The organism is Shimazuella sp. NTD248, assembly GCF_059510395.1.
Genome location: NZ_JCAJZT010000005.1, coordinates 297,875 through 320,786, shown reverse-complemented (window position 1 = coordinate 320,786; position 22,912 = coordinate 297,875). Strand labels below are relative to the sequence as shown.

Below are 22,912 nucleotides of genomic sequence, written 5' to 3'. Positions count from 1 at the left end.
AGGCATGCGATAGACCATACAGGAGGTATGCTTAGATTAAGAGAGAGAAATCTTTCTAGTAACTAACTATAATCCTAAGTGGTACTACTTTTGTCTGTGATCGGGACTATTTCTAGAGCATGCAGTTAATTTGGAGGTGCATTCATGCTAACGACGACTGAGATACACAGCAAAGAGTTTAAACGCTCTTTTCGTGGTTATGATGTCGATGAGGTTAATGATTTCCTAGATCAGATTATACGAGATTATGATTTGATTATTAGGGAGAAAATGGAATTAGAACAACAAGTGGAAGAGTTGCAAGCTGAATTAGAGGGAGTTATGGAAGGCGAGTCCATGTACGCTAATTCGCAACAGCAACAACCGGTTCAAGAAGTTCCAGCTCAACAAACCCCGTCTCGCTTTGCTGCGGATAATACGATGAATTCCTTGCAACCTACAGCAGCAGCGCTGACCTCGATGGAACAAAGCATCCATAAGTCGATTCGAGTTGCGCAAGAAGTGGCTGACGAAGTTCGTCTAAATGCGAAAAAAGAAGCTGAACTTATTGTGCAGGAAGCGGAGAAAAATGCAGACCGTATCATCAACGAAGCTCTTACCAAAGCTCGTGCGATACACACGGAATTGCTTGATTTGAAACAAAAATCTACGATCTATCGCACTCGATTTCGTACCTTAGTTCAATCTCATCTTGACATATTGGATAACTCCGATTGGAATTCACTAGAAGAAATTGAACAAGGGCTTGACGAACATGATAAACAACTTGAACAATTATCAGAAGTAGACGATAATCAAGACTATATGATTGAAAATACATTACCAACTATTCAGCATGATTTTAATGATGAAGATGCTTTAGTAATGGATGAAGTTGCAGTTTCTTATATGGAAGAGGAAGAAGAACCTCGCCGTGAATTACGAAGAACTTCACGTAAATTAAAGAAAAAAGCAATGTTCTAGTCAAAAGTATGGAGTGGGACAAGTAGCTAGAAATACTCTTTCTGCCAGCGAGCTAGGGATGGTGTAAGCCTAGTAAAGAGACTTTATGCTATATCACCCAGGAACTGTTCACCTGAACTTCAAAAATCGATAAGTAAGGTGAGACGGCTGACTCTCGTTAACGAGTTATGAGGTAGTGGCAATATAAAATGTCACTACGAATTTGGGTGGTACCACGAGAACCTTCTCGTCCTATGGGATAGAGGGGGTTTTTTTATTTTATTGTAAAGGATTGGGAATATGGCCGATTATAGTAAAACCCTCCAATTACCAAAAACTGCTTTTCCGATGAGAGGGAATTTGCCTAACAAAGAACCAGAACGCCAGAAACGTTGGAAAGAAGAAAAAGTGTATCAGCAAGTTTTGCAAAGACGTCAGGGTGCCCCTAAGTTTATCTTGCATGATGGACCTCCATATGCAAACGGAGATCTGCATATTGGACACGCTTTGAATAAAATCTTAAAAGATTTTATTGTTCGGTATAAATCACTTGCTGGGTTCGATGCTCCTTATATTCCGGGTTGGGATACACATGGTTTACCAATTGAGCATGCTATTGTTACCAAGAAAAAAGTAGATAGAAGATCAGTTGATATTCCAACTTTTCGAGATCTTTGTACAGATTATGCGTTATCTTTTGTGGAACGGCAAAAATCCCAGTTTGAACGATTAGGTGTACGTGGAGATTGGGAAAATCCATATATTACGCTTAAACCTGAATATGAAGCTGAACAAATTCGTTTATTTGGAGACATGATGGCAAAAGGTCATATTTATCGTGGAATGAAGGCCATCTATTGGTCCCCTTCTTCGGAGACCGCACTTGCCGAAGCAGAAATTGAATACCATGACAAACGATCTGCTTCTATTTATGTAGCTTTTCCAGTGATGGAAACTGGGGGTGTTCTTCCAGAAGGAAGTGAAGTAGTAATCTGGACAACCACTCCTTGGACAATCCCAGCAAATTTAGGGATAGCTTTAAATGAAAATTTTTCCTATAGCCTTGTAGAAACTGGGGGCAGAAAACTCGTATTAGCTACAGATCGGGTAGCCTCCGTAATGAAAACGATCGGTGTAGAAGATTATAATATAACGAATAATTGGCAAGGGAAAGAACTGGCTGGTGTCGTTTGTCGTCATCCATTCTATGATCGGAAAAGTCCCTTAATTTTTGGAGACCACGTTACATTAGATGCTGGTACAGGTTTTGTACACACTGCACCAGGACACGGGGAAGATGATTTCTGGTTAGGTAAGAAATATAATTTAGGTGTGCTTTCTCCTATTGATGAAAAAGGAAAATATACGGATCAAGCACCTGGATTTGAAGGTATTTACTATGAAGATGGAAATAAAAAAGTTACGGAAAAATTAGAAGAGGTAGGAGCATTATTAAAACTCACCTTTATCACACACTCTTATCCCCATGATTGGAGAACCAAGAAACCGATTATTTATCGGGCTACGGAACAATGGTTTGCTTCTATCGATGGATTTCGAGCAGACATGTTAGAGCAGATCAAACAAGTGAAGTGGACTCCAGAATGGGGTGAAGTAAGGTTATCCAATATGATAGCTGATCGTGGAGATTGGTGTATTTCTCGTCAGCGCGTTTGGGGTGTACCACTGCCGATATTTTATTGTAGTTCTTGTAATCATCCCCATATCAATGAAGAAACGATTGGATTTATCGCCGATTTATTTGCGCAAGAAGGTTCAAATGCTTGGTATAAAAAAGATGTGACTGAGCTAATGCCAGAGGGACACATTTGTGAACAATGTGGTGCTAAAGAATTTGTGAAAGAAACAGATACGATGGATGTATGGTTTGACTCAGGCAGCAGCCATCGTGCAGTGCTCACTCAGCGCGAGGAGACAGTATGGCCTGCTGATTTGTATTTAGAAGGCTCGGATCAGTACCGGGGCTGGTTTAATTCCTCTCTTTCTACTGCTGTAGCAACAACAGGACATGCACCATACAAAGCAGTTTTAAGTCATGGGTTTACCTTAGACGGAGAAGGACGCAAGATGTCGAAATCACTTGGAAACACCATCGATCCAGCCAAGGTGATGAAACAATATGGAGCGGATATTTTGCGACTATGGGTAGCTTCTTCTGATTACCAAGCTGATTTCCGTGTATCCGATGAAATCTTGAAGCAAATCGCGGAAGTGTATCGCAAACTTCGTAATACATTCCGGTTCTTACTTGGAAACTTAGCGGACTTTGATCCTAGAGCGCAGCAAGTATCCATAGATCAAATGGATGAATTAGAGAAGTATGTACTCATCAAGTTACAAGCATTGGTAGAACGTGTGACCAAAGGCTATGAGAAATATGATTTCAATCTGGTTTATACCAACATTCATCAATTTTGTACCGTATTTCTCTCACAGTTTTATCTCGATGTACGAAAAGACAGATTGTATGTCGAAGCACCAAATTCCGTTTCTCGCCGTGCGACACAGACCGTTCTACATGAGCTATTGGTGACACTTGTTAAGTTATTAGCACCTATTATCCCGCATACAGCAGATGAAGTTTGGGAGTATGTTACTGGTGAAAAAGAAACAAGTGTTGAGTTGACGGATTTTCCAGTAGTAAATGTTGATATACTAGATTCTGTATTGGAAAAGAAATGGGATCAATTTTTAACCCTTCGTGATGTTGTATTTAAATCATTGGAAGAGGCACGTACTGCTAAGGCCATTGGAACTTCACTAGGAGCAAAAGTGGACATCACACCAGGATTTGAAGCTGCAACATTGCTAAATCGAATTCCAGAACTCAAAGATTTGTTTATCGTATCTGATGTGGAAATTCACCCGGTTTCTGGAGATGTAGAAACGATTGAAGTACAAGTAACGGCTGCATCTGGTGAGAAATGTGAGCGTTGCTGGGTAATCTCCCCATCTGTGGGTCAGAATGAGCATCATCCATCACTTTGTGATCGCTGTGCTCCTATAGTTGAAGATTGTTATACGAATGAAATAGATGTTTCATAGGAACAAGAGTTGCTAATTAGCAACTCTTTTCTTTTTGGTTACAAATCAAAGAAATGATTGAAAAAAATTGTCTGAAAATGTTGGAAACGGTTACTTTAATGTTTAATATTTCTTATAATAGAAAATGAGTCCCAATTTTAAACGGATTAAATCTATAATTGTGAGGTGTTTCCATCTTGATTAAAACCGTTTCTATTTACAAAGACATTGAAAACGTGGAACTATTTGAGCAATTTTACAAAAAAGTTATCTTTCCACGGCTTCATAAATTTCCTGGTGTTCTTTATACAGAGGTTACAAGAATGGTTCCGATCAGTGAGGAAAAAGTAGCAGAGGCACTTAAAGGAGTCGAATTTATTTTAGAAACCTACTTTGAGTCTTATCAAGTATTGGATACAATTTATTCGACCCCAGAGGGGCATGAATTAATGCAGTTAATTGAAGATCATTCCCCAGGAGAAATGAATTCGTTTGTAGGGAGTAAACAAAGATTTTTGGCTGATTGCTATAAAAACAGACAAGACCAAGATACAGATTCTGATCAAAAATACCTTGATTCTTTTTAAAGGAAAATATCAATATACATAGGAAAGAAACTAATCACATACCTATCACTCTATTCACATAACGAAGAAAAATTTGATCCATTTTCAAGACCCCTAGAAAGACTTATAGGGGTCTTGAATGTGTTAGGAACTACAAATATTACGGATAGATATCTTGGAATGCACTCGATTTATATGAAGTAAGGTTTATGATCAGCGCCGCTGAGAAATAGGAAAGCCTTTCCCAGCGGTGGAGGGGTGGATGAATGATTGTCATCCGCCCCTCCACCGCTGGAGCACACATGCAGACAGGTCATCAGACCCGTTCGCCGTCGACTTCTACCGTCGGCCAATCGGGGTCGGTGTCGACGATGATTTCCTTCCCAGTATAGGGCTTGTAGTCACTGTACACACCGCGGTATAGGGCCTGCTTCTGGGGATTGGTTGTCATGGCGGTGTATACGAACCCACCGACCTCGACTTCCTCTGCCATGAGCTTGTGTTCCTTGCTCTTGGCAGAGGCGTTACCCTTCAGAGAGATGGTGCCGCGAATCTTGATGGACTCCGCCTCACAGTCGAACCCGTACAGCTTCAGGCGGGCGAGCTTTTCGCCTACACCTGTTACCTCTTCGATGTTTCCCTGCTCGGAGAACACCGTCGAGCCCCAGATGATCGCTTTCCTCTGTCCGGTGGTTCGTGTGGTGCTCACCTCACCGATGACACCTCGGATGCGGCCATCACGGATGATGGTGATGTTGTTCGGGTGATCCGGCACCTCCACAGCGTGCCTCGGCTGGCAGCAGTAACGAGCTTCGTACCCGTAGTAGCCCTTGCAGCTTCCGCGGACGATGATGTCTTCGTCACCGATCTGGATGGAACCCTTAGCACTCACCCGGAGGTGGGCGAAACCCTCTTCCAGCTGATAGGTCTCATAGGTTCCGTCGATTTTGATGATCTTGTCGTCCTTACGAACGACAGTGCCGCTTGCACGAACCGTCCCGTCGAGGAACTCGATCTCGGCACCGATCAGTGTTTCCGTGCCGTCCTCGTTCGACCGTCGGCCGGTGGCCGTCCATTTGTAAGTGGCGGTCTTACCGCCCAGACCGAGGTCGATCGAACCCAGCATCTCGCCAATGGCAGGCATGGCTCCCCCTTCAAGGGATGTGGTGCTCCAGCAGTTTGTACAAATATTATACTACGTTGATATAGAAAACAAAATATACCCAACTTTCGATCATGACGCATCAAATGTACAGACGCTCACAATTTCCACGATAAGTGAATATAGCAGAGCATTTTCTTGCATTACTCATGTAGTACAAACCAAATGGATAATATATAAATGTGACGGAATGTGATTCAAGTTAACTCTAATTCACTAACTTTTACAGTTAGAAGGATTAACTGTAAAATAATGAACAGGTATTGCGGAAGGGAGTAACAAATGGATATTCGCAAAGGAACAATGGATGATCTTAACAAAATCGTAGAAATGTATATTATCGCCAGACGTGACCTTCAAGAAAATGATATTCACCAATGGGATCACAACGATCCTAGTATTCAGATGTTACAAGAAGATATAAAAAAGGGAAACTTGTATGTCGCGGTTCAAAATGAAGATATTCTTGGTTCTATTGTTTTAGACGAAGAGAAAGAACCTGAACATAAAGATATCGATTGGGCAGTAGAAGATGGTAAAGCTCTCTATTTGCATCGATTAGTGGTTCATTTGGATTTTCAAGGAGAAGGCACAGGCAAAGTTTTAATGGAATTTGCTGATCAATATGCCAAGGGGCGTGGTTATACTTCTATTCGTCTCGATGCTTATGAAGAAAATGAAGTAGCTAGAGGGCTGTATGAGAAGTTTGGATATAAAGAGATGGGACAAGTTTATTTCCCAAGAAGGGAAGTACCCTTTTATAGTTATGAGAAGAAAATACAGACAGAGCGTAAACAAAAATAGATACAGGGTAAGAAAAATAATCCTATCTCCAATAGTGAGATAGGATTATTTTTTATCTTTTACAAAGGTCACTGCTTACATTTTTTCAGAATAGATGATAAAATACCATGATTTACCTGTTCGTAAAAGGGTTCTTCGTTTAAAATCTTTATGTCGGCCTAACTAGAGAGAGAAAAATGGAAACGACGATTATTGTCCAGAAGAACCAACGATGGTGGACAAAGGAGTATGTATACATTGTCCTTGTCAACTTCTGTTTGATAGGGGCATTTTATCTCATTGCTCCAATCTTGCCGCTGTTTTTGGAGCAGGACAAAATGACGGTATCGGAAGAAGAAGTCAATCTGGCTGTGGGAATCTTTATTCTTCCCACCTTTGTTTTCCGACCTGTCTCGGGATATCTTTGTGACCGGATTGGTTATAAGTCGATCGGCCTTGTCGCAATTGGGTTGATGGGACTGTCCTTCTTTGGATACGCAACAGTAAAAACTGGAGACCAACTGATTGTCTGGCGATTGGTTCATGGTGTTGCATATGGCTTGTCCATCCCTCCAGTAAAGGCATATTGTACACGCATTATCCCTAAAGGAAGCATCAAGGGGCTAGGTTATTTCAGTGCTTCTGGGGATTTGGCGATGACAGCAATGACTGCATTCAGCTTGTTCATGGCAGAAAACGGTCATTTTTGGGACGTTTTCAAGGTTGGGATTGCCTTCGCCTTGCTCGGGTTTCTTCTCTTCAGTGTACTAAGGAAGCCTGAAGTGGTGAGGATGAGCACAGGAATCCTTCAAAAGGATGAAAAACAGATGTCCTTGCCCCAGGTTTTCAAGGTGATCAGCCCATTTGCTTCGATTATGGGCTTGGCTACGATCTACACTGCAGGTGTAACCACCTATATCTACCCTTATACGAAAGAAATGGGGTATGATGGTCACGCCTATAAGTTTATGATGGTCAACTCGCTAGTCATCCTGTTTGGTCGGGTGCTGGTGAGTAGTTTTGCTCGCAGTCAAGAAAGTAGTGGAAAAGGCTTGGAACGAAGTCGCTTGGTAACTGTATCTTATAGTTGCTTTGCGATTGGTCTTCTTTGCCTGAGCTTCGGGAAAAATTTGCTTTTCTTTTACATTGCCGCAGTGGCTAATGGAATGGGGCTCAGCTGCCTTGCTCCTTGTGTTTACTCGCTGGCAGTTGTTTTTGTTCCTGAAACCAGAAAAGCGATGGCTACAGCTATCTTCTACACGATCTATGACCTTGGAGCAGTTTTGCCTCCCGTAGGCAATGCTTTAAGAGAATGGATTGGGTTTGGGTACCAAGGTATGTGGATGATGGATTCACCGTGCATGATGTTGTCCGCTGTCTTGGCTTACCTACTCATCATCAAAAAATCCCATACAATCTGGGATGAAACACCAAACGAATAATTGGTGTACGGTAGCCGGTGAACAAGTGAAAACTTGTCTGCCGGCTGCCTGCGTTTTAGTAAGTACTTTTTTTGTTTTTGGAAATGCTAACAAAAAAAGTGTGGAGGATGTTCGATGAATCAACAACAGCTTGAGAAGTTAAAGCAGCTATTAATAAAGGAGAAACAAGATTTTAAACAGCGTTTAGAACAAAATCATGATTATGGGTTAGAAATGGGAATGAATGACTCGGTTGGAGAATTATCGGGCTATGACAATCACCCGGGAGACGTTGGTTCAGAGCTATTTGAACGAGGGAAAGATTTGGCATTGCAAGATGCGGATCAGCATCACATCGATGCTGTGAATCGTGCTTTATCTCGTATGGAACGAGGGAGTTATGGAATATGTGAGGTATGTCACCAAGAAATTCCTTATGAACGATTAGAAGCTGTTCCGTGGACAACTACGTGCAACGGGCATCAATCTACTCATCAAATTACTGGGCATCGTCCGATTGAAGAAGAGGTGATAGAAAATTCTATAACACACAGCTTTAAGGATGATAGTGATTACAATGGCTTTGATGGAGAGGATGCTTGGCAGTCGGTAGAGCGTTTTGGCACATCCAGTCCACCTGATGATTTTCAAGATGGTACATCCTATGATGAATTATTGGAAGATAACGATGAGCCCCAAGGATATGTGGATCTTATTGAAGGGTTTGCCGTCACCGATATAACCGGTCACAATGAAGGAATGCCGGAAATCATTCATAACGAAGCATATTATCGGAAAGAAAGAGAACTGAATTTAGACGAAGATAGCTAAAAATACAGTAATAGGAAGCGACCATTGCTCATTATTTATGAGATGGGAAAGGGTGCTTCCTTGTATTAGTAAGAACAGATATTTTCAGAGAATCTGGAGTGACGCATATTAGGCTAGTGGGAACCCGTTTTCCCAGTTTACTGCCTGTTGTTCTTAAGTAAAACATAATCGTTCAAAAGTCATTTTCCTCCTTCGTCTCCTTGTGCTACAATCGGAAATGAATAAATGGAACGGGGGAGTTTTGTGTTACTTTTTTTTCTCATATCGATCCTAATTATCGGACTTGATCAATTAAGCAAGTGGTGGATTGTCCAACATATGGAGCTATATCAATCAATTTCTGTGATAAATAACTTCTTTTCTATCACCTCTCACCGCAATCGAGGTGCTGCTTTTGGTATCTTACAGGAACAGCGTTGGTTGTTTATTGTAGTGACAGTTGGTGTTGTCATTGCAATTATTGTATTTATGGTGAAAATGAAAAAAGAATCGATGCTGACGAAGACAGCACTCTCTTTTGTGCTGGGTGGAGCAGTAGGAAATTTGCTTGATCGGATTCGTACAGGAGAAGTTGTTGATTTTTTTCATTTTCAGTTTGGGAGTTATCATTTTCCTATCTTCAATGTTGCGGACTCCGCAATTTGTGTAGGTGTAATTTTGTTTTTAATTGCGAACTTAATGGATTACAAAAAAGAGCAGTATGATACTTCAGTTGGAGATGCCTAATGGATATACACCAAGTGATTATTACCGAAGAGATGGCAGGAGAGCGTTTGGATAAAGCAATCGCAGGATTTGAGCCAGATTGGTCTCGGGTACGAGTACAAGAATGGATATCAAACCATCGCGTTTTGGTAAATGGAAAAATAAAGAAAGAAAGCTATCGAGTAAAACTCGGAGAAAAAGTGGAGATAGATGTTCCAGAAGTAGTAGACTCCGATATTTTACCAGAAAATATTCCCTTAGAGATTTGTTATGAAGATAAAGATGTTTTGGTGGTGAATAAACCTCGTGGCATGGTCGTCCACCCTGCTCCTGGTCATTATAGTGGGACATTAGTTAACGCCTTGCTTTATCACTGTAAACAAGAGTTATCTGGGATAGGAGGGGTAGCTCGTCCCGGTATTGTCCATCGGATCGATAAGGATACCTCTGGCTTGCTCATGGTTGCTAAAAACGACCTGACCCATCATTCGTTGGTAGAGCAATTAAAGGAACATACGATAACGAGAATGTACCTTGCCATCGTTCATGGTGTTATCCGCCATGAACGCGGCTTGATTGAAGCTCCAATTGGTCGAGATCCGAGAGACAGAAAAAAGATGGCGGTAGAACATCGAAATGGAAAGCATGCAACTACCCATTTTACCGTGATGGAAAGGTTTGCTGAGGCAACTTATGTAGAGTGTAAGCTTGAAACTGGCCGAACTCATCAAATTAGAGTCCATATGAAATCGATTGGTCATCCGTTGATTGGGGACTTGGTATATGGACCTGTAAAAAATAAATATGGGTTTGAGGGGCAGGCTCTCCATGCAGAAGCATTAGGTTTTACTCATCCTCGCTCAGGAAAACGAATCGAATTAAAAACGGAACCGCCATTGGCTTTTACTCAACTAATGGAAAAACTGCGTTCAGAATAAACCTAGGGATTTCCCTAGGTTTTGCATTAGGCTTATAGAAAATTTATTATTGTTTATCAAAAGTTTTTGTGTTTTTCAAGGAGTATGATTCTCCTTCCCCGACATATCTGCCACATGTTCCATATGGATTTTCCAATATCATCTTTAAAATTTCTTTTCCTTCTGAGGTATTGACTAGCTGTCTGACATCATCGATAGTTTCGTAATAGGTCTCCATTACAAATTTTATATCTTGAAAGCTGGTGGGTATTTCTCTCGTGCTTGTGATTAGATGAGTAATTTTCACCTTGATTACACCAGGAAATTTGATCATTCGTGGTAAGACGTTATCAACATAATATTTTTCAAACTTTTTTTCATCTGTAATTTTTGTATAAATTCCAACTGTTTTATACATGTTCAGGCGTCCCCTTTATGCACTAGTTGTAATTCTTCAATGAGGGCAGTCCTATATGGATATTTACGATGACGCTGTTTAGTGGAAGTAGTATTGTTTTAACTTGTGCCAGTTTTCTGGTAAATTGTTGATAATCAAAATATTCTGTAGCGAATCGAAGGAATCCTGCAATTTTTAAAATATATTTATGTTTGTTGAAATATTTAGCTGTACACAAATAAAAATGTAAGCGATCAAAAAGGCATCTTTTTGAATAGATGCCTTTTTTGATGGATAATTTTATATGCTTTTATGCAGTAACGACATCATCTGAAACAGGAGTAGATGAGGAACTGGTCTCTTCTTGTTCTTTGATATGTTGATGATGTTCTGGATAAGCATAGCTGCCATGTTCGGAGATATCTAATCCGAGTTGTTCCTCTTCTTCGGAAACCCGGAAACCAACTACCGCCTTTATCGCAGATAGCAGAACAAAGGATGCGATTGCAACATAGAGAATGGTCACAGTGACTCCTAAAGTTTGTACTCCCAATTGTTTCAAACCACCACCATAGAACAAACCAGCGGAACCGATCCCGACTTTTTCAACTAATTTAGGTGCAGCGAAGAAACCAGTGGAAATTGTTCCCCAAATTCCAGCTACTCCATGGACAGAAAAAGCATAGATTGGATCGTCAATTCCTCTTTTTTCAAGGTAGCTTGCAGAGACGACGGTAATAGAACCAGCAATAAATCCGATAACAATTGCAGCCCATGGCTCAACGAAAGCACAGGAGGCGGTAATAGCTACTAAACCAGCGAGTAACCCGTTTACCATAATCGATACTTCTAATTTTTGTCTGCGTAAATAAGCCATTGACATCGCGCCTAATACACTTGCAGCTGCACCTAGATTGGTAGTCAAAGCGACATAACCAAAGAATCCATCTTTTAGTGTCAAGGTGCTTCCTGGATTAAAACCAAACCAACCAATCCAAATGATAAGTGCTCCTAGTACAGAATACACTTGGTTGTGACCGGGAATCGTGTTGACAGAACCATCTGCGTTATATTTTCCTTTACGAGGACGGAGCATCAAAGTTGCAACAAGGGCTGCTACTCCCCCTTGTAAGTGGACGACTGTTGATCCAGCAAAGTCTTGTTTGCCTAATTCATGCAACCAGCCTTCTGTACCCCAAACCCAATGGCCGACGACGGGATAAATAAAGATGGTAAAGAGTGCTCCAAATAGTATATATACACTCAACTTAGCTCGCTCCGCAAATCCACCCCAAGCGATAGCTAAAGAAACGGCAGCAAAGGAGAATTGAAATAAATAGGATATTTCTACAGGTATTGTACCTGCTGAAGTTGGTGTTGAAAGGAAAAAGTTATTGGTTCCAATCCATTTTCCATCTCCAAAAATGAATCCGTATCCAAACGCCCAGAAAGCAATAGCAGCAATAGAAAAACTAAGTAACTGTTTCGCTGCGATATGACCTGCATTTTTCATTCGTGTTGAACCTGCTTCTAACAGAGCAAATCCAGCTTGCATAAATAGTACCAATACTGCACTGAAGAAGACCCAAAAGGAATCTGCCAATAATGATAAATCTGCTAATTTCAAATCCAACACCCCTAAAATTTTAATATTGTTAACTTATCTAACACATAAATGTGTTCAGAATTAAAATGTTGGATTGATAATAGCATGATCGGGCAAATAAGGCAATTTTGTGTAAGGAATGCTGACATAATGAGTATAATTCCATTTAAATCTGAACATTTGCCCTTTTATAGCTCGTATTGATCGAGAAAAGTTAGCATGAAAATATGGGAAGGAGGATCGGAATTTAAGCAATATCATCTAAATTTGATAATTTTTTTTGATATTTTTAATGAGATGAAAATATTAGATGGATAGCCCTCTCTATCAAGTTTCCAAACGTTAGTGAGTTAGTTCTAAATAGCATTTATTCAAAAAAAGAACTAGAATTTATGTAGTCATTGAAAAGAAATATCAGGATAAATTAAATGAGTATTACTTTTTTTCTTAATTATCTGTGATAATAGTATATATCTAGATAGGGGGGATAAAATGAAGCAATCATGGAAAACAATTACTTTCCTATTTGCAATTGTATTTTTTGTGTTTATAGATGGTCATACAACGTTTGCAGAAGAAGGTTATCCACCAGAGTTACAGGTGGGCATTGAACCTAGCAGCACATCCAAAGGGACAATGGTATTTTTTCTAAACATTTCAGGTGAGAAAAAAGCAGTTGGAACATGGAGTTATATCCATAATGGAAAAAAAGGACCTTCTATTTACAAAGAAAACAATGTAACGATCTCCATCCCTTCTTTAAATCCCAGCAAAACCGAACATCTGACTTTTCAGTTTCATGGACAGATTGATGGAAAATCATATACGCTGACTCATGATATCGTAATTCCCACTTTTCGAGTGGAAATTAAAAATAATACGCTGTCTGTTGCACCATTAATGGATTATTTACCGGTAAAAGGTGATTTTGCGATTGCGTTTTATGATCAAAAGAATGAGTTAGAAAATGCATGTATTTTTTATGAGGAAAGTTATGGTTATTGTTCGCTTGATGATCTTGACAAAAGCAAGACATATTCGCTCGCCGTTTATTTTGATGGTTCATTTGAAAGTTATGGTTCGGCCTACGAGTTTAGTTTTGTTCAAAAAGGAAAATATCAACAGGGTAAGCTAGCTTTGCAAAAACCAAATTTTTATCCTTCTGAAAAAGAAACCTCTCAAAAAATTCAAGAGATCATGATAAATGATCCTGCTTATCATAAACGCCTGGAAAAACAAGATGAAATAAATATGAAACCCCTCCTTTGGGATTTGTTTGTCATCATTCCTTTGGCTTTGATTTTGGTGTTTAATGGAAGAAAAATGAAATCAAAAAGTAACCAATTTTTTTAATTTTTGTGAGGGAGGTTTTGAATTGAAACACTTATTTTGGGTATTTTCTGCTATTCTTTTCTTGATTTGTCCTCTTTTCTTTTGTCTTTGTACCCCTGTATGGTCTGCGTCTCCATCTTATCCAAAAGAACCGAGCAATTGTATTTATCAACTCCAACCAATCTCCCAAACAACTGGACCAGATTTAAAAGCTGATCTGAAACCGCATATAAGTCCAAAGGAACCGTTGCAGTTTCATCTTTATGTGGAATCAGATAAAAAAGTAACAGGCACATGGAGTTACAGCTTAAATGGTAAGCCTATTTCTGCTATCCAAAAAGAGGATACTGCTACGTTATCCATACCTCATCTAAACCCGGCTCAGACACAATGTATTACTTTTCAATTTCAAGGACAAATTGGAGGGAAACCTTATACATTAATCAATCAATTTGTCTTGCCGACATTCCAGTTGATAAAATACGGTGAAAAATATGGAAATCTTCTTGAAGTTCAATCGACACTTGAAATGGATTTTACAGGAAATGGAGATTTAGCAGTTGCGTTTTATGATGAGGAGAATCAATGGAAATATGCTTGTGTAGAAAAGGATACGAATTTTTCGATAGTCAGTTGTTATCCTGATCAAACATTTGACCCTGAAAAAACATATAAAGTCGTCGCTTACATTGCTGGTACAGTGAAAAGTTTACAAGGACACTATGATTTTGCCTTTGCGCAAACAGGAACCTATCACGCAGGAAAACTTTCTTTACAGCAACCAGAAGCCTATCCATTACGATGGAGAATAGAAAATAAAATTGAAGATATCCAATTTGAACATGATAATCCGAAAAAACCAATGACATTCGAAATAATATTCACTTTGATAGTTTTATTTCTTTATTGGTTCTTTATTCGACAATGGTGGATACAACGAAAGAAAACAAGAGGATGAGAATGGTTTGTATAAAAACAAAGAAAGATACTTTATGTACTGAAGTGCTAAATATCAATGAAGGATGGTTATTTGGTCGAGAAAAAGTTGATTTTCATATAATTGGTATGAATTGTCCCTTGAAAACAAAACCTTTTCCTATATGAATTTAAGAAAAGGAAGGATATTATGGGGCAACGAAATATTTTTGCATACTTTCAAACAATGGATCAAGCGCAGAAAGCAGCAGAAGAATTAAAGGCAAAAGGATTTGAAACCGTATCGGTCGACCGATTTTCTCCGATGTTAGGCGGTAATCCATATGATGGGGATGAAGAGATTACAAGTATTTTTCAAAATCAAAGTAACTCGTTAACTACCACAACTTTAGGATCACCGCCAATGGACGATGATGCCCGGATATTGGCAGCTACTCATCCAGATGCAAGTGGAATATCTGGTGGGACAGGGTTTTCCCATCCAGAGGATATATGTGTCACTGTCATTACAGACAACGATCATTATGAAGAAGCTTCTCGTATATTGGAACAATATGGTGCGAGAGAATAGGTAATTTTTTCTGCATGGTTATAGCGAATACGTTTTACTTATATGAAAACTACTTGAGTGTGTAGAGCAACTCAAGTAGTTTTCATATAAGTAAAGCCAATCAAAAGATAACTAACCAGTTCTCCAAATAAACAGAGCAGAGCATTTAGGAATAGATCCATTAGTTTCCCAGTTCCATCTAACTGTTTCATAATAGATTCTAAAAGAAAGAGCAGAAAAACTTCCTCCATCATCAAAAACCCTCATTCTAGCAGACCATAAGGTGTAAGACTTATCATTCCTTCTGTGATAACAGTTAGTAACAAAAATTTCGAATGTGAGAGTACATTCTGACGGAAAACAACTAGCTGAGATCAGCCGATTAATCGATGCTGGTAAAATCCAAATAACAATTGATACTGTTCCACCCTTAGCAGAAGCGGTGAAGGCACATGAACTTAGCGAAAGTCAGCGGGTACGAGGAAAAATAGTTTTAAAAGTTAATGGATAATAAGCGTTTAAGCCATCTCTAAAAGATGGCTTTCTCTATTACGTAAGATCATATAAAAGTTTATCGTAAGAATTCTTTTTGTCTCTAATAGGAGGTAAGACATCTTCTCAACGAAATCCCCCGGAAGCTGTGATTCTTTCTCCTGTTAACCAAGCAGAATCATCAGAAGCTAAGAATACAACTACAGGGGCGATGTCTTGTGGTTTTCCAAATCGGCCAAGTGGTGTGACTTTAGCCAGTGCCTTTTCTCGCTCACTGCCAACAATACCGAGACTTTGGGTTCCCTCTGTATCAGTTCCTCCTGGAGCGACCGCATTGACCCGAATGTTTCGGGGTCCTAGTTCTTTTGACAGTGCTACAGTGAGAGAATCGATTGCTCCTTTGCTGGCGGAATAGATTGTTGAGTTGATGACAGGATTCTTACTTGCAGTCGAACTGATATTGATAATACTGCCGCCACTGGATGGAAAATATTTCAGAGACTCCTGAATCATAAGGATTGATCCCAGGACGTTTGTGTTGAAAGACAAGTGGAATTCTTCCTCCGAAACATTTTCAATGGCTTCAAATTTATATAATCCAGCATTGTTTACAAGCACATCGATAGAACCAAAAACTTTACTCGCTTCTTTCAACATTCGTTTCACGTCCGCTGAATTCGCTACGTTACCTTGAATACTGATCGCTTTGCCTCCCTTTTCCATTATTTCTGCTACAACACGATCAGCACCCTCTTTACTGGAAGAATAGTTTACGACAACTGCTGCTCCCGCTGCTGCTAATTCGATTGCGATCTGAGCCCCAATTCCTTTTGATGCCCCTGTTACGAAGGCGGTTTTATCGGATAGTTTGCTCATATGATTTCCTCTTTTCTGATGTGATAGATAATAGTTGCATGTTGACAACAGTGTTAATTATTTTTCTTAAGAATAGAATCATTATAGTCTTATATCGCTGTTTCTTTGTAAAAAGAGTTTTCGATTCATGAATGAACTTTTATGCTATGAGAGGATCATAAGACGATTATATATTGTCGAAACGTAGAATATTATGTAAAATATATGAAAGAATTTCTAAATATCAAACAAAGGATTTATCATGCGTTGGTGGAAACTCGTGCCGCTTATCCTCGGTCAAATGATCATGATCGTCACGGTTAATGATCTGATCAGCCAAGCATTGCACGTTTTGCTCGATCAGCATGGACTGTCATCAGGCTTGATTATGTCCAGCTTCTGGTTGACCTGTATGATTTGTGGTCTTCTCTTTGGGAAGATCGTGGATCGGTATGGGGCGAAGAAGCTGGCTATCCTGTTTCTTCCGATCCTTTTGGGAGCAACCAGTCTGTACTCCTTCGCTCATACAACGAAGGAATATGTCATTGTCCAAGTATTGATTGCGGCAGTATTTTCATTGTTGACCAATGCTTTGATCGTATTGATGCGGACGAGCATTCCTGCTGACCCCAAATTTCAGGTCAAAGTCAATGGTTACAGAGCAGCGAGCAACTATATCGGTTCAGGGCTTGCCATGTTTCTCGGGCTCCAACTCGTGGTTAACCCTACCAAGCTTTGGTTGACTGTAACGGAGATCATGGCGGTCTCGGTCATTTTGGTATATTGGGGCATTGCTCTAGTCAGTGACTCGGAGATGACCTTGAGGCAGGAAGTGTTGGCACTGATCAAAAGCGTGTTTCTCGCATGCTTTAGGGGCTCCAAGCAGATGATTGAAAAGGAGGCCTTGTTCGTAGCCCTTCCTGGAATGGGCATTTCTGTCTGCTACTTGGCTTTTCTAACCTACTTTGCTCTTTATGTAGGAAGGGAAACAGCAGGAGGAATCCTATTTATTGCTGTCATAGTGACCGGCATTTCTACGATGACTGTTGCACCAAAAGTAATGGTGAGTAGAGGGTATCATTTCCTCTTGGGATCGAGTATCCTGCTTCTACTCGGAAGCCTGATCTTGATTCGGATTGGTCATCCTATCTGGCTCCTTGTGGTAGCTGGAGTGATGATGGGGCTTGCCATCGCGGGGTTTAGTACTAGTATTTCAGAGGAAGTCAACCGCCGGGTTAGCAGGGACCGGCTTGGTGCAGGCTATGCAACTTCAGGCTTTTTGCAAAGTCTTGGTGGAGTAATTGGGACTAGCTTCTCGGGTGTGATGTGGGGGATCTGGCGTGAGAATATGTGGATCTCACTCATTCCCTTCCTAGCGGCCTCACTCATTCTCCTCTACTGGATTCGGTTGAAAACTGAGAAAGATAAAACAGAAACTCTGAGTACCATCCAACAGTGGAGAGAGCTGTATAAATTGAGGTACGAAGCTGCTAATGAGGTAGCAAGTGCTGCTTTTCTAGCTATGCCCAATAGCTATACCTATAAGTACTGGATGAGGCTGAATCAAGATCTCGTGGACGCTCCGAAAGGTCTAGTCTCAGACTCTGAAATTCTAGTATTTAAGACCCGAAGTGTTGCTCTTGCGTTTGGTCTCCTGCGAGCTGCAGCAAGTTCAGGAGTAAGTACAGGAACAGGTTCAGGAAATTGGGGGGATTTTCGTCAGACGACCAGATTCCTTCGAAGCAGACTGACCCAACTTCTGGAGCAAATCGATCGAGAAAAAATCCAAAATACAAAACTATTTGAAAACTATCTGGGTTTTCAAGCCATGTGGAACTCAGAAGACAGTGTACAGGACTATCAGGCAGAGCTAGAACAATCCAGTTTGATTTTGTGGTGCTACAACCTTCGACAAGTCTGCACCTCCGAATTTCTTCCCAGCCCCAAAATGATTCAACGTCATTTGGAGGCTGTGCGGATTTTGGGTGTGCTGGAAGAAGAACCTAAGCTGCAAAAAAGCCTTATTCAAGAATTGGATAGGCTTGAGGATATCTATGGAAATTGGGCTGATCAAACAGATCTAGTCTTTTCAAATGATCTAGTCTTGGTATAGATTCCGATGCACCCCTCCTTCTAGAAGGAGGGGTGCAATGCTTTAGATACGAGGTCAAAAAGGATATTTCTCATTCGAGGATAAATGAATCGTTTTTCCATCAGAAGTTCATAGGGGTTACTATATATTGTCCCAACACGGAAGATTGTGTAAACTGTATGAAGGAACTCCTAAACATCAAACAAAGGATTTATCATGCGCTGGTGGAGACTAGTACCTCTAACTCTCGGGCAGATGATCGTCATTGTGACGATCACTAGCCTAATCAGTCAAGCATTGCATATTCTACTTGATCAGCAAGGGCTGTCCATCGGGTTGATTATGACCAGCTTCTCCTTGACCGGATTGATTGGTGGACTCCTCTTTGGAAAAGTGGTTGATCGGTTTGGAGCGAAAAGGTTGGTACTCTTTTTCCTCCCTATTCTCTTGGGAACGATCTCCCTTTATCCTCTAGCTCACACGACAAAAGAATATGTGATCATTCAAGTACTGGTCGCTATCGTATATTCTTTGCTGGGAAATGCTTTCGTCGTGTTGATGCGGAGGAGTACTCCTTCCAATCCCAAAGTTCAAGCACAAGTCAATGGCTACCGTCTAGCAAGTAACTATCTCGGTTCAGGACTTGCAATGTACCTGGGGCTTAAGCTTGTGAACTATCCATCTCTCCTTTGGTTCACAGTAACAGGAATCATTGCAGGAGCGATGATTTTGGTTTACTGGGGAATTAAGCTTGTTCACGAACCGGAGAGAACGAGGCAAACAGCGAAAACGCTGGTCAAAAGGGCATTTTTTGCTTCCCTTCGGAATACTAAGAGATTGATCGAACGAGATGCCTTTTTTATCACTCTTCCTGGAATGGGCATTACCGCTAGTTACTTTGCATTCCTCACCTACTTCGCTCTCTATGTAGGGACAGAAACAGCTGGTGTAATCCTCCTTACATCGACTATTGCCAATGGGATCGTCTCCGTCACTATCCTACCAAAAGTAGTAGTCAGCAAAGGCTACCCCTTCGTCATGGGATCAAGTATCCTGATCCTGATCGTAAGCCTGATCTTGATCTGGACTAGTGGTCCCTTCTGGCTTCTTTTGGTAGCTGGAGTCATGATGGGGGTTGCAGTCGCAGGAAGTGCCCACAGTATTTCAGAGGAAGTCCATCATCGAGTAAACCATAGACTACTCGGGGCTGGATTTGCAACCTCTAACTTTCTAAGGCAACTTGGTGGAGTCATTGGCACCAGTTACTCTGGTTGGATGTGGGGGATCTTGGGAACCAATATGTGGATCTCGCTCATCCCCTTCCTGCTGACCTCAGGCACACTGCTCTATTGGATTCAAACAAGGGCACGTAAAGAAAAAACAGAACATCTTACCGTTGAACAACGGAGATATCTCTTCGCTTCAATGTTCGAAGTAGCTCAAGTGGTAGCGGTAGGGGAAGAAAAAACATCTTTTTTTGAGACTTCTCAAGATCCATGGGACTCAGCTCCCACCCCATGGGAGCAATGGACGGGAATCCAATCCTACCTTAGGCGACCAGGAGTTTTGAAAGAGAGAGAACTAGAAGAGTCTGAAGTACTGGTGCTAAAGACAAAAAGTATTGCGCTGGCACTTAGCCTCTTGGTAGTGGTAAAAAATACAGGAGAATGCAGTTATGATTTCCAAATTGTTAGTCGAAAGCTGATCCGAATGCTTCGGAGGAAGCTGACACACCTTTTGAAGGAAATCGAACGAGCAAAGCTGCGTGACAGCTCCCTTGTTTTCTCCCACTTGGATTGGTGGAATCCTGAAGACACCGTTCAGGAGTTTCAGGCAGAACTCGAACAAACAAATCTGCTTCGCTGGAACTCCAAAATTCCATACAAGGAATTTCCATTTTCAGTGGGAGAGCACGCTAAAAAGGTGCAGCAGTTTCTCGAAGCTGTGCAGATCTTGAGGGTGTTGGAACCTTCTGATCAAGAAATCATCGAAAGAGAAATAAAACAACTTGATGTAGCCTACAGGAAGTGGTCTGGTCAAGCAGATCTAGTCTTGGGATAGGTTCCGCTGTGCTGCTCCTTCTAAAAGAAGCAGCACAGCTCAAATATAAGGATTAAGTTGATCATTCGGAAATGATTCGGTGATTTTTTAACATTTCTGTCTGATTAACTCTAATGAGAAGTCGTTAATAATCAAGTTTTGCCAAATGAATGTTAGCTGTACCGTGATATCGATTTCATAGAGTGGCGATTTTTGTTGAATCAAACGTTTGATTTTTATATTTCTTCTAATTTATTTTTTGCCCAATGCTCTTTTGCATCTAAAAATACATAAGGTAAATTTGTCGCTCGGATATAGGGATTTACATAGGTAGTGTAGAGTTCTTGTGGTAAACCGAAATATGGAGCGACGTTTAGACAAATATATTCGCAGCCAGAATGTTTTATCTTCTGCAAAATGAAGACAGCCGTTATTGATAAATAGCCTCTCACCTTCTCGAACTACTTGTTCTTCCTCATTTATTTGAAAATTTGCCTCTCCTTTTACAATCAAAACCATTACCATTTTGAAGAATGGTAGTTTTGTACCATGCAATTGATAATTCGACCATTCGATGCTCTGTGAGTTCTTTAAATGTTTGATCCACCTAAAAATCTTTCATTGGTACCTCACCAACTCAATATCATGATACTTTTTGGTCGATTTACGTGTTATTTTATTTATGTATAATTTAGTATTATTTTATCATCATAATATTTATATATATAGAGGTGGAAATTGACCATGATCAGGAGAAAGGGGTTGTTTTTTTCGTTATCACCGGAGCAACATTTTGGGGAATTGGGGGCATAGTTGCAAAAAAGCTACTTCAACAATACGCAATCGATGTGAAAACAAGGAAAAAGATAAAATGAAGAGAAGTTGCCTTTTTGTAGTCCATATTACATAGCCTCAGTGATAGGGATCTTCCCTAGACCGCAAAGTAGCACCATGATATCATAGGGATAATTAGCGGATTTAATGTAAAATTTTATGTGTAATCAAATAGTATTAAGAGGTTGTTCCTGTGCAACATCAGCTTCTCACATCCGAGCCATGTACCAAACTTCTTTCGGCCTAAAAAATGTTTGCAATTCAGTGAAATTCGTATAGCGGAGGATTGTTGACTATGGCAAATATAAGCGTTATTGTCCATGACTTAAATACGAAGGAAGACAATATGCTGGAAGAAGTATGGAATGGTCTTAACTCTCCGGTTAAAACCATTCATGCCAAATATTTTTACGATAAAAAGGGTTCGGAATTGTTTGAGCAAATAACCGAAACGGATGAATATTATCCGACTAGAACTGAGATATCGATTTTGGAAATGTACAGAGAAGAAATTGCTAAAAGAGTTGGGCAGGTGACAACACTAATTGAGTATGGCAGCGGCAGTAGCAAAAAAATTAAAACATTGTTAGCGTCCCTTCATTCACTTAAAGAATACATGCCGATTGATATATCAAAAGACTTTTTATTTCAATCTTGTTTGAAGCTGTCACATGAATTTCCGAAATTAAAGATAGAGGCTGTTTGTGGTGATTACATGCATCCGTTACAACTGCCATTGGATCACGCCAAGAGAAAGGTCGTGTTTTTCCCGGGCTCCACGATTGGTAATTTTGAACCGAATGAAGTGTATGATTTTCTGAACCGCACCTGCGAACTGCTTAACAGTGGGGACGGCTTTATTATCGGGGTGGATGTGAAAAAAGAAACTCATATCTTAAATGCTGCTTATAACGATCAAAAGGGTATTACAAAGGCATTTAATTTGAATATATTGAACCGGATTAATCAAGAGTTGGGAACTGAGTTTCAGCTTGATCAGTTTGAACATGTGGCGTTTTATAATGAGGAAAAAGGACGAATCGAAATGCATTTGAAAAGTAATTGCGAGCAGAAAGTATCTATTGGACAGTACGTGATTTCATTTCAAAAAGGAGAGTATATTCATACAGAAAATTCATATAAATACACTGTACAGGAGTTCCAGTCTATTGTGTCTCAGTGCGGATTTGTGCCTCTTGAAGCGTGGACGGATGAAAATGAATTGTTTAGCGTTCATTACATTGAAAAAATATGAGAGAGTGCCTGGGAGAATTTTTTTCAGGCAATTTCTTTTTTATTTTTATGTGAGTTGGAGCGAACAAGTAAGGTCATATTGATTTGGCAAGTGGAAATACTGTTTGGAAAGGTGTTAGTCTGCCACTATAAGTATAATCAAGAATGAATTG

At 40.2% G+C, this 22,912-nt stretch carries 20 protein-coding genes, 2 pseudogenes and 1 other annotated feature; of the genes and pseudogenes, 16 read left to right on the top strand and 6 right to left on the bottom strand.

Annotation, left to right across the window (positions count from 1 at the left end; translation table 11 throughout):
- The first annotated feature begins 144 nt into the window (after positions 1-144).
- The 3 genes from AC5WOE_RS13800 (at position 145) to AC5WOE_RS13790 (ending at position 4,574) form a co-directional block, all read left to right on the top strand.
- A complete protein-coding gene (locus AC5WOE_RS13800) occupies positions 145-963 on the top strand; it encodes a DivIVA domain-containing protein (protein WP_496049150.1) in 819 nt (272 codons plus the stop codon).
- Positions 964-1,200, top strand: a binding site (T-box leader).
- A 42-nt stretch (positions 1,201-1,242) separates the two neighbouring features.
- On the top strand, positions 1,243-4,008 hold the full coding sequence (ileS, locus tag AC5WOE_RS13795) for an isoleucine--tRNA ligase (protein WP_496049149.1): 2,766 nt from the start codon (positions 1,243-1,245) through the stop codon (positions 4,006-4,008).
- Positions 4,009-4,184: 176 nt separating this feature from the next.
- The gene (locus AC5WOE_RS13790) at positions 4,185-4,574 is read left to right on the top strand and encodes a hypothetical protein (RefSeq protein ID WP_496052816.1); all 390 of its coding nucleotides are present in this window, start codon (positions 4,185-4,187) and stop codon (positions 4,572-4,574) included.
- Between the two features lie 295 nt (positions 4,575-4,869).
- Here AC5WOE_RS13790 and AC5WOE_RS13785 read toward each other — a convergent pair whose 3' ends face one another.
- On the bottom strand, positions 4,870-5,697 hold the full coding sequence (locus AC5WOE_RS13785) for a hypothetical protein (protein ID WP_496052815.1): 828 nt from the start codon (positions 5,695-5,697) through the stop codon (positions 4,870-4,872).
- A gap of 300 nt (positions 5,698-5,997) precedes the next feature.
- On the opposite strand from AC5WOE_RS13785, the gene AC5WOE_RS13780 reads away from it, so the two are divergent.
- The 5 genes from AC5WOE_RS13780 (at position 5,998) to AC5WOE_RS13760 (ending at position 10,393) form a co-directional block, all read left to right on the top strand.
- Entirely contained in the window at positions 5,998-6,519 is a 522-nt protein-coding gene (locus tag AC5WOE_RS13780; protein ID WP_496049146.1) for a GNAT family N-acetyltransferase, read from the top strand.
- Between the two features lie 176 nt (positions 6,520-6,695).
- Positions 6,696-7,940: an MFS transporter gene (locus AC5WOE_RS13775; RefSeq protein ID WP_496049145.1), complete on the top strand. Its 1,245-nt coding sequence runs from the start codon at positions 6,696-6,698 to the stop codon at positions 7,938-7,940.
- Positions 7,941-8,054: 114 nt separating this feature from the next.
- On the top strand, positions 8,055-8,750 hold the full coding sequence (locus tag AC5WOE_RS13770) for a TraR/DksA C4-type zinc finger protein (protein WP_496052814.1): 696 nt from the start codon (positions 8,055-8,057) through the stop codon (positions 8,748-8,750).
- Positions 8,751-8,993: 243 nt separating this feature from the next.
- Positions 8,994-9,476, top strand: a complete 483-nt coding sequence (gene lspA, locus AC5WOE_RS13765; RefSeq protein WP_496049143.1) for a signal peptidase II — start codon at positions 8,994-8,996, stop codon at positions 9,474-9,476.
- Complete coding sequence (locus tag AC5WOE_RS13760) at positions 9,476-10,393, top strand: RluA family pseudouridine synthase (RefSeq protein WP_496052813.1); 918 nt, start codon at positions 9,476-9,478, stop codon at positions 10,391-10,393. Before lspA ends, AC5WOE_RS13760 begins: the two co-directional genes overlap by 1 nt.
- A gap of 46 nt (positions 10,394-10,439) precedes the next feature.
- On the opposite strand, the gene AC5WOE_RS13755 is transcribed toward AC5WOE_RS13760, so the two are convergent.
- Both AC5WOE_RS13755 and AC5WOE_RS13750 read right to left on the bottom strand, forming a co-directional pair.
- Positions 10,440-10,790, bottom strand: a complete 351-nt coding sequence (locus AC5WOE_RS13755) for an EthD domain-containing protein (RefSeq protein ID WP_496049141.1) — start codon at positions 10,788-10,790, stop codon at positions 10,440-10,442.
- Positions 10,791-11,079: 289 nt separating this feature from the next.
- Positions 11,080-12,402, bottom strand: a complete 1,323-nt coding sequence (locus AC5WOE_RS13750) for an ammonium transporter (protein ID WP_496049140.1) — start codon at positions 12,400-12,402, stop codon at positions 11,080-11,082.
- 465 nt (positions 12,403-12,867) lie between these two features.
- Between AC5WOE_RS13750 and AC5WOE_RS13745 the strand changes: the two genes are divergently transcribed.
- The 3 genes from AC5WOE_RS13745 to AC5WOE_RS13735 all read left to right on the top strand — a co-directional run bounded on the left by AC5WOE_RS13745 (position 12,868) and on the right by AC5WOE_RS13735 (position 15,214).
- Positions 12,868-13,728, top strand: coding sequence for a hypothetical protein (locus AC5WOE_RS13745; RefSeq protein WP_496052812.1), 861 nt, complete (start codon positions 12,868-12,870; stop codon positions 13,726-13,728).
- A gap of 22 nt (positions 13,729-13,750) precedes the next feature.
- Positions 13,751-14,665: a hypothetical protein gene (locus AC5WOE_RS13740; RefSeq protein WP_496052811.1), complete on the top strand. Its 915-nt coding sequence runs from the start codon at positions 13,751-13,753 to the stop codon at positions 14,663-14,665.
- A 168-nt stretch (positions 14,666-14,833) separates the two neighbouring features.
- On the top strand, positions 14,834-15,214 hold the full coding sequence (locus AC5WOE_RS13735; protein ID WP_496049137.1) for a hypothetical protein: 381 nt from the start codon (positions 14,834-14,836) through the stop codon (positions 15,212-15,214).
- Positions 15,215-15,285: 71 nt separating this feature from the next.
- On the opposite strand, the gene AC5WOE_RS13730 is transcribed toward AC5WOE_RS13735, so the two are convergent.
- Positions 15,286-15,447: a hypothetical protein gene (locus AC5WOE_RS13730; protein ID WP_496052810.1), complete on the bottom strand. Its 162-nt coding sequence runs from the start codon at positions 15,445-15,447 to the stop codon at positions 15,286-15,288.
- An 83-nt stretch (positions 15,448-15,530) separates the two neighbouring features.
- Between AC5WOE_RS13730 and AC5WOE_RS13725 the strand changes: the two genes are divergently transcribed.
- Entirely contained in the window at positions 15,531-15,704 is a 174-nt protein-coding gene (locus AC5WOE_RS13725) for a zinc-binding dehydrogenase (RefSeq protein WP_496049135.1), read from the top strand.
- A gap of 107 nt (positions 15,705-15,811) precedes the next feature.
- Here the strand turns inward: AC5WOE_RS13725 and AC5WOE_RS13720 are convergent, their stop codons facing one another.
- Positions 15,812-16,561, bottom strand: coding sequence for an SDR family NAD(P)-dependent oxidoreductase (locus tag AC5WOE_RS13720; protein WP_496049134.1), 750 nt, complete (start codon positions 16,559-16,561; stop codon positions 15,812-15,814).
- 241 nt (positions 16,562-16,802) lie between these two features.
- Between AC5WOE_RS13720 and AC5WOE_RS13715 the strand changes: the two genes are divergently transcribed.
- Positions 16,803-18,653, top strand: coding sequence for an MFS transporter (locus AC5WOE_RS13715; RefSeq protein WP_496052809.1), 1,851 nt, complete (start codon positions 16,803-16,805; stop codon positions 18,651-18,653).
- A gap of 195 nt (positions 18,654-18,848) precedes the next feature.
- A complete protein-coding gene (locus tag AC5WOE_RS13710) occupies positions 18,849-20,693 on the top strand; it encodes an MFS transporter (protein WP_496052808.1) in 1,845 nt (614 codons plus the stop codon).
- 73 nt (positions 20,694-20,766) lie between these two features.
- On the opposite strand, the pseudogene AC5WOE_RS13705 reads toward AC5WOE_RS13710, so the two are convergent.
- Positions 20,767-21,243, bottom strand: a pseudogene (locus AC5WOE_RS13705) (cupin domain-containing protein); the annotation flags it as partial.
- Positions 21,244-21,409: 166 nt separating this feature from the next.
- Between AC5WOE_RS13705 and AC5WOE_RS13700 the strand changes: the two are divergent.
- A pseudogene (locus tag AC5WOE_RS13700) lies at positions 21,410-21,523 on the top strand (EamA family transporter); the annotation flags it as partial.
- Between the two features lie 278 nt (positions 21,524-21,801).
- Complete coding sequence (gene egtD / locus AC5WOE_RS13695; protein ID WP_496052807.1) at positions 21,802-22,761, top strand: L-histidine N(alpha)-methyltransferase; 960 nt, start codon at positions 21,802-21,804, stop codon at positions 22,759-22,761.
- Positions 22,762-22,912 lie beyond the last annotated feature (151 nt).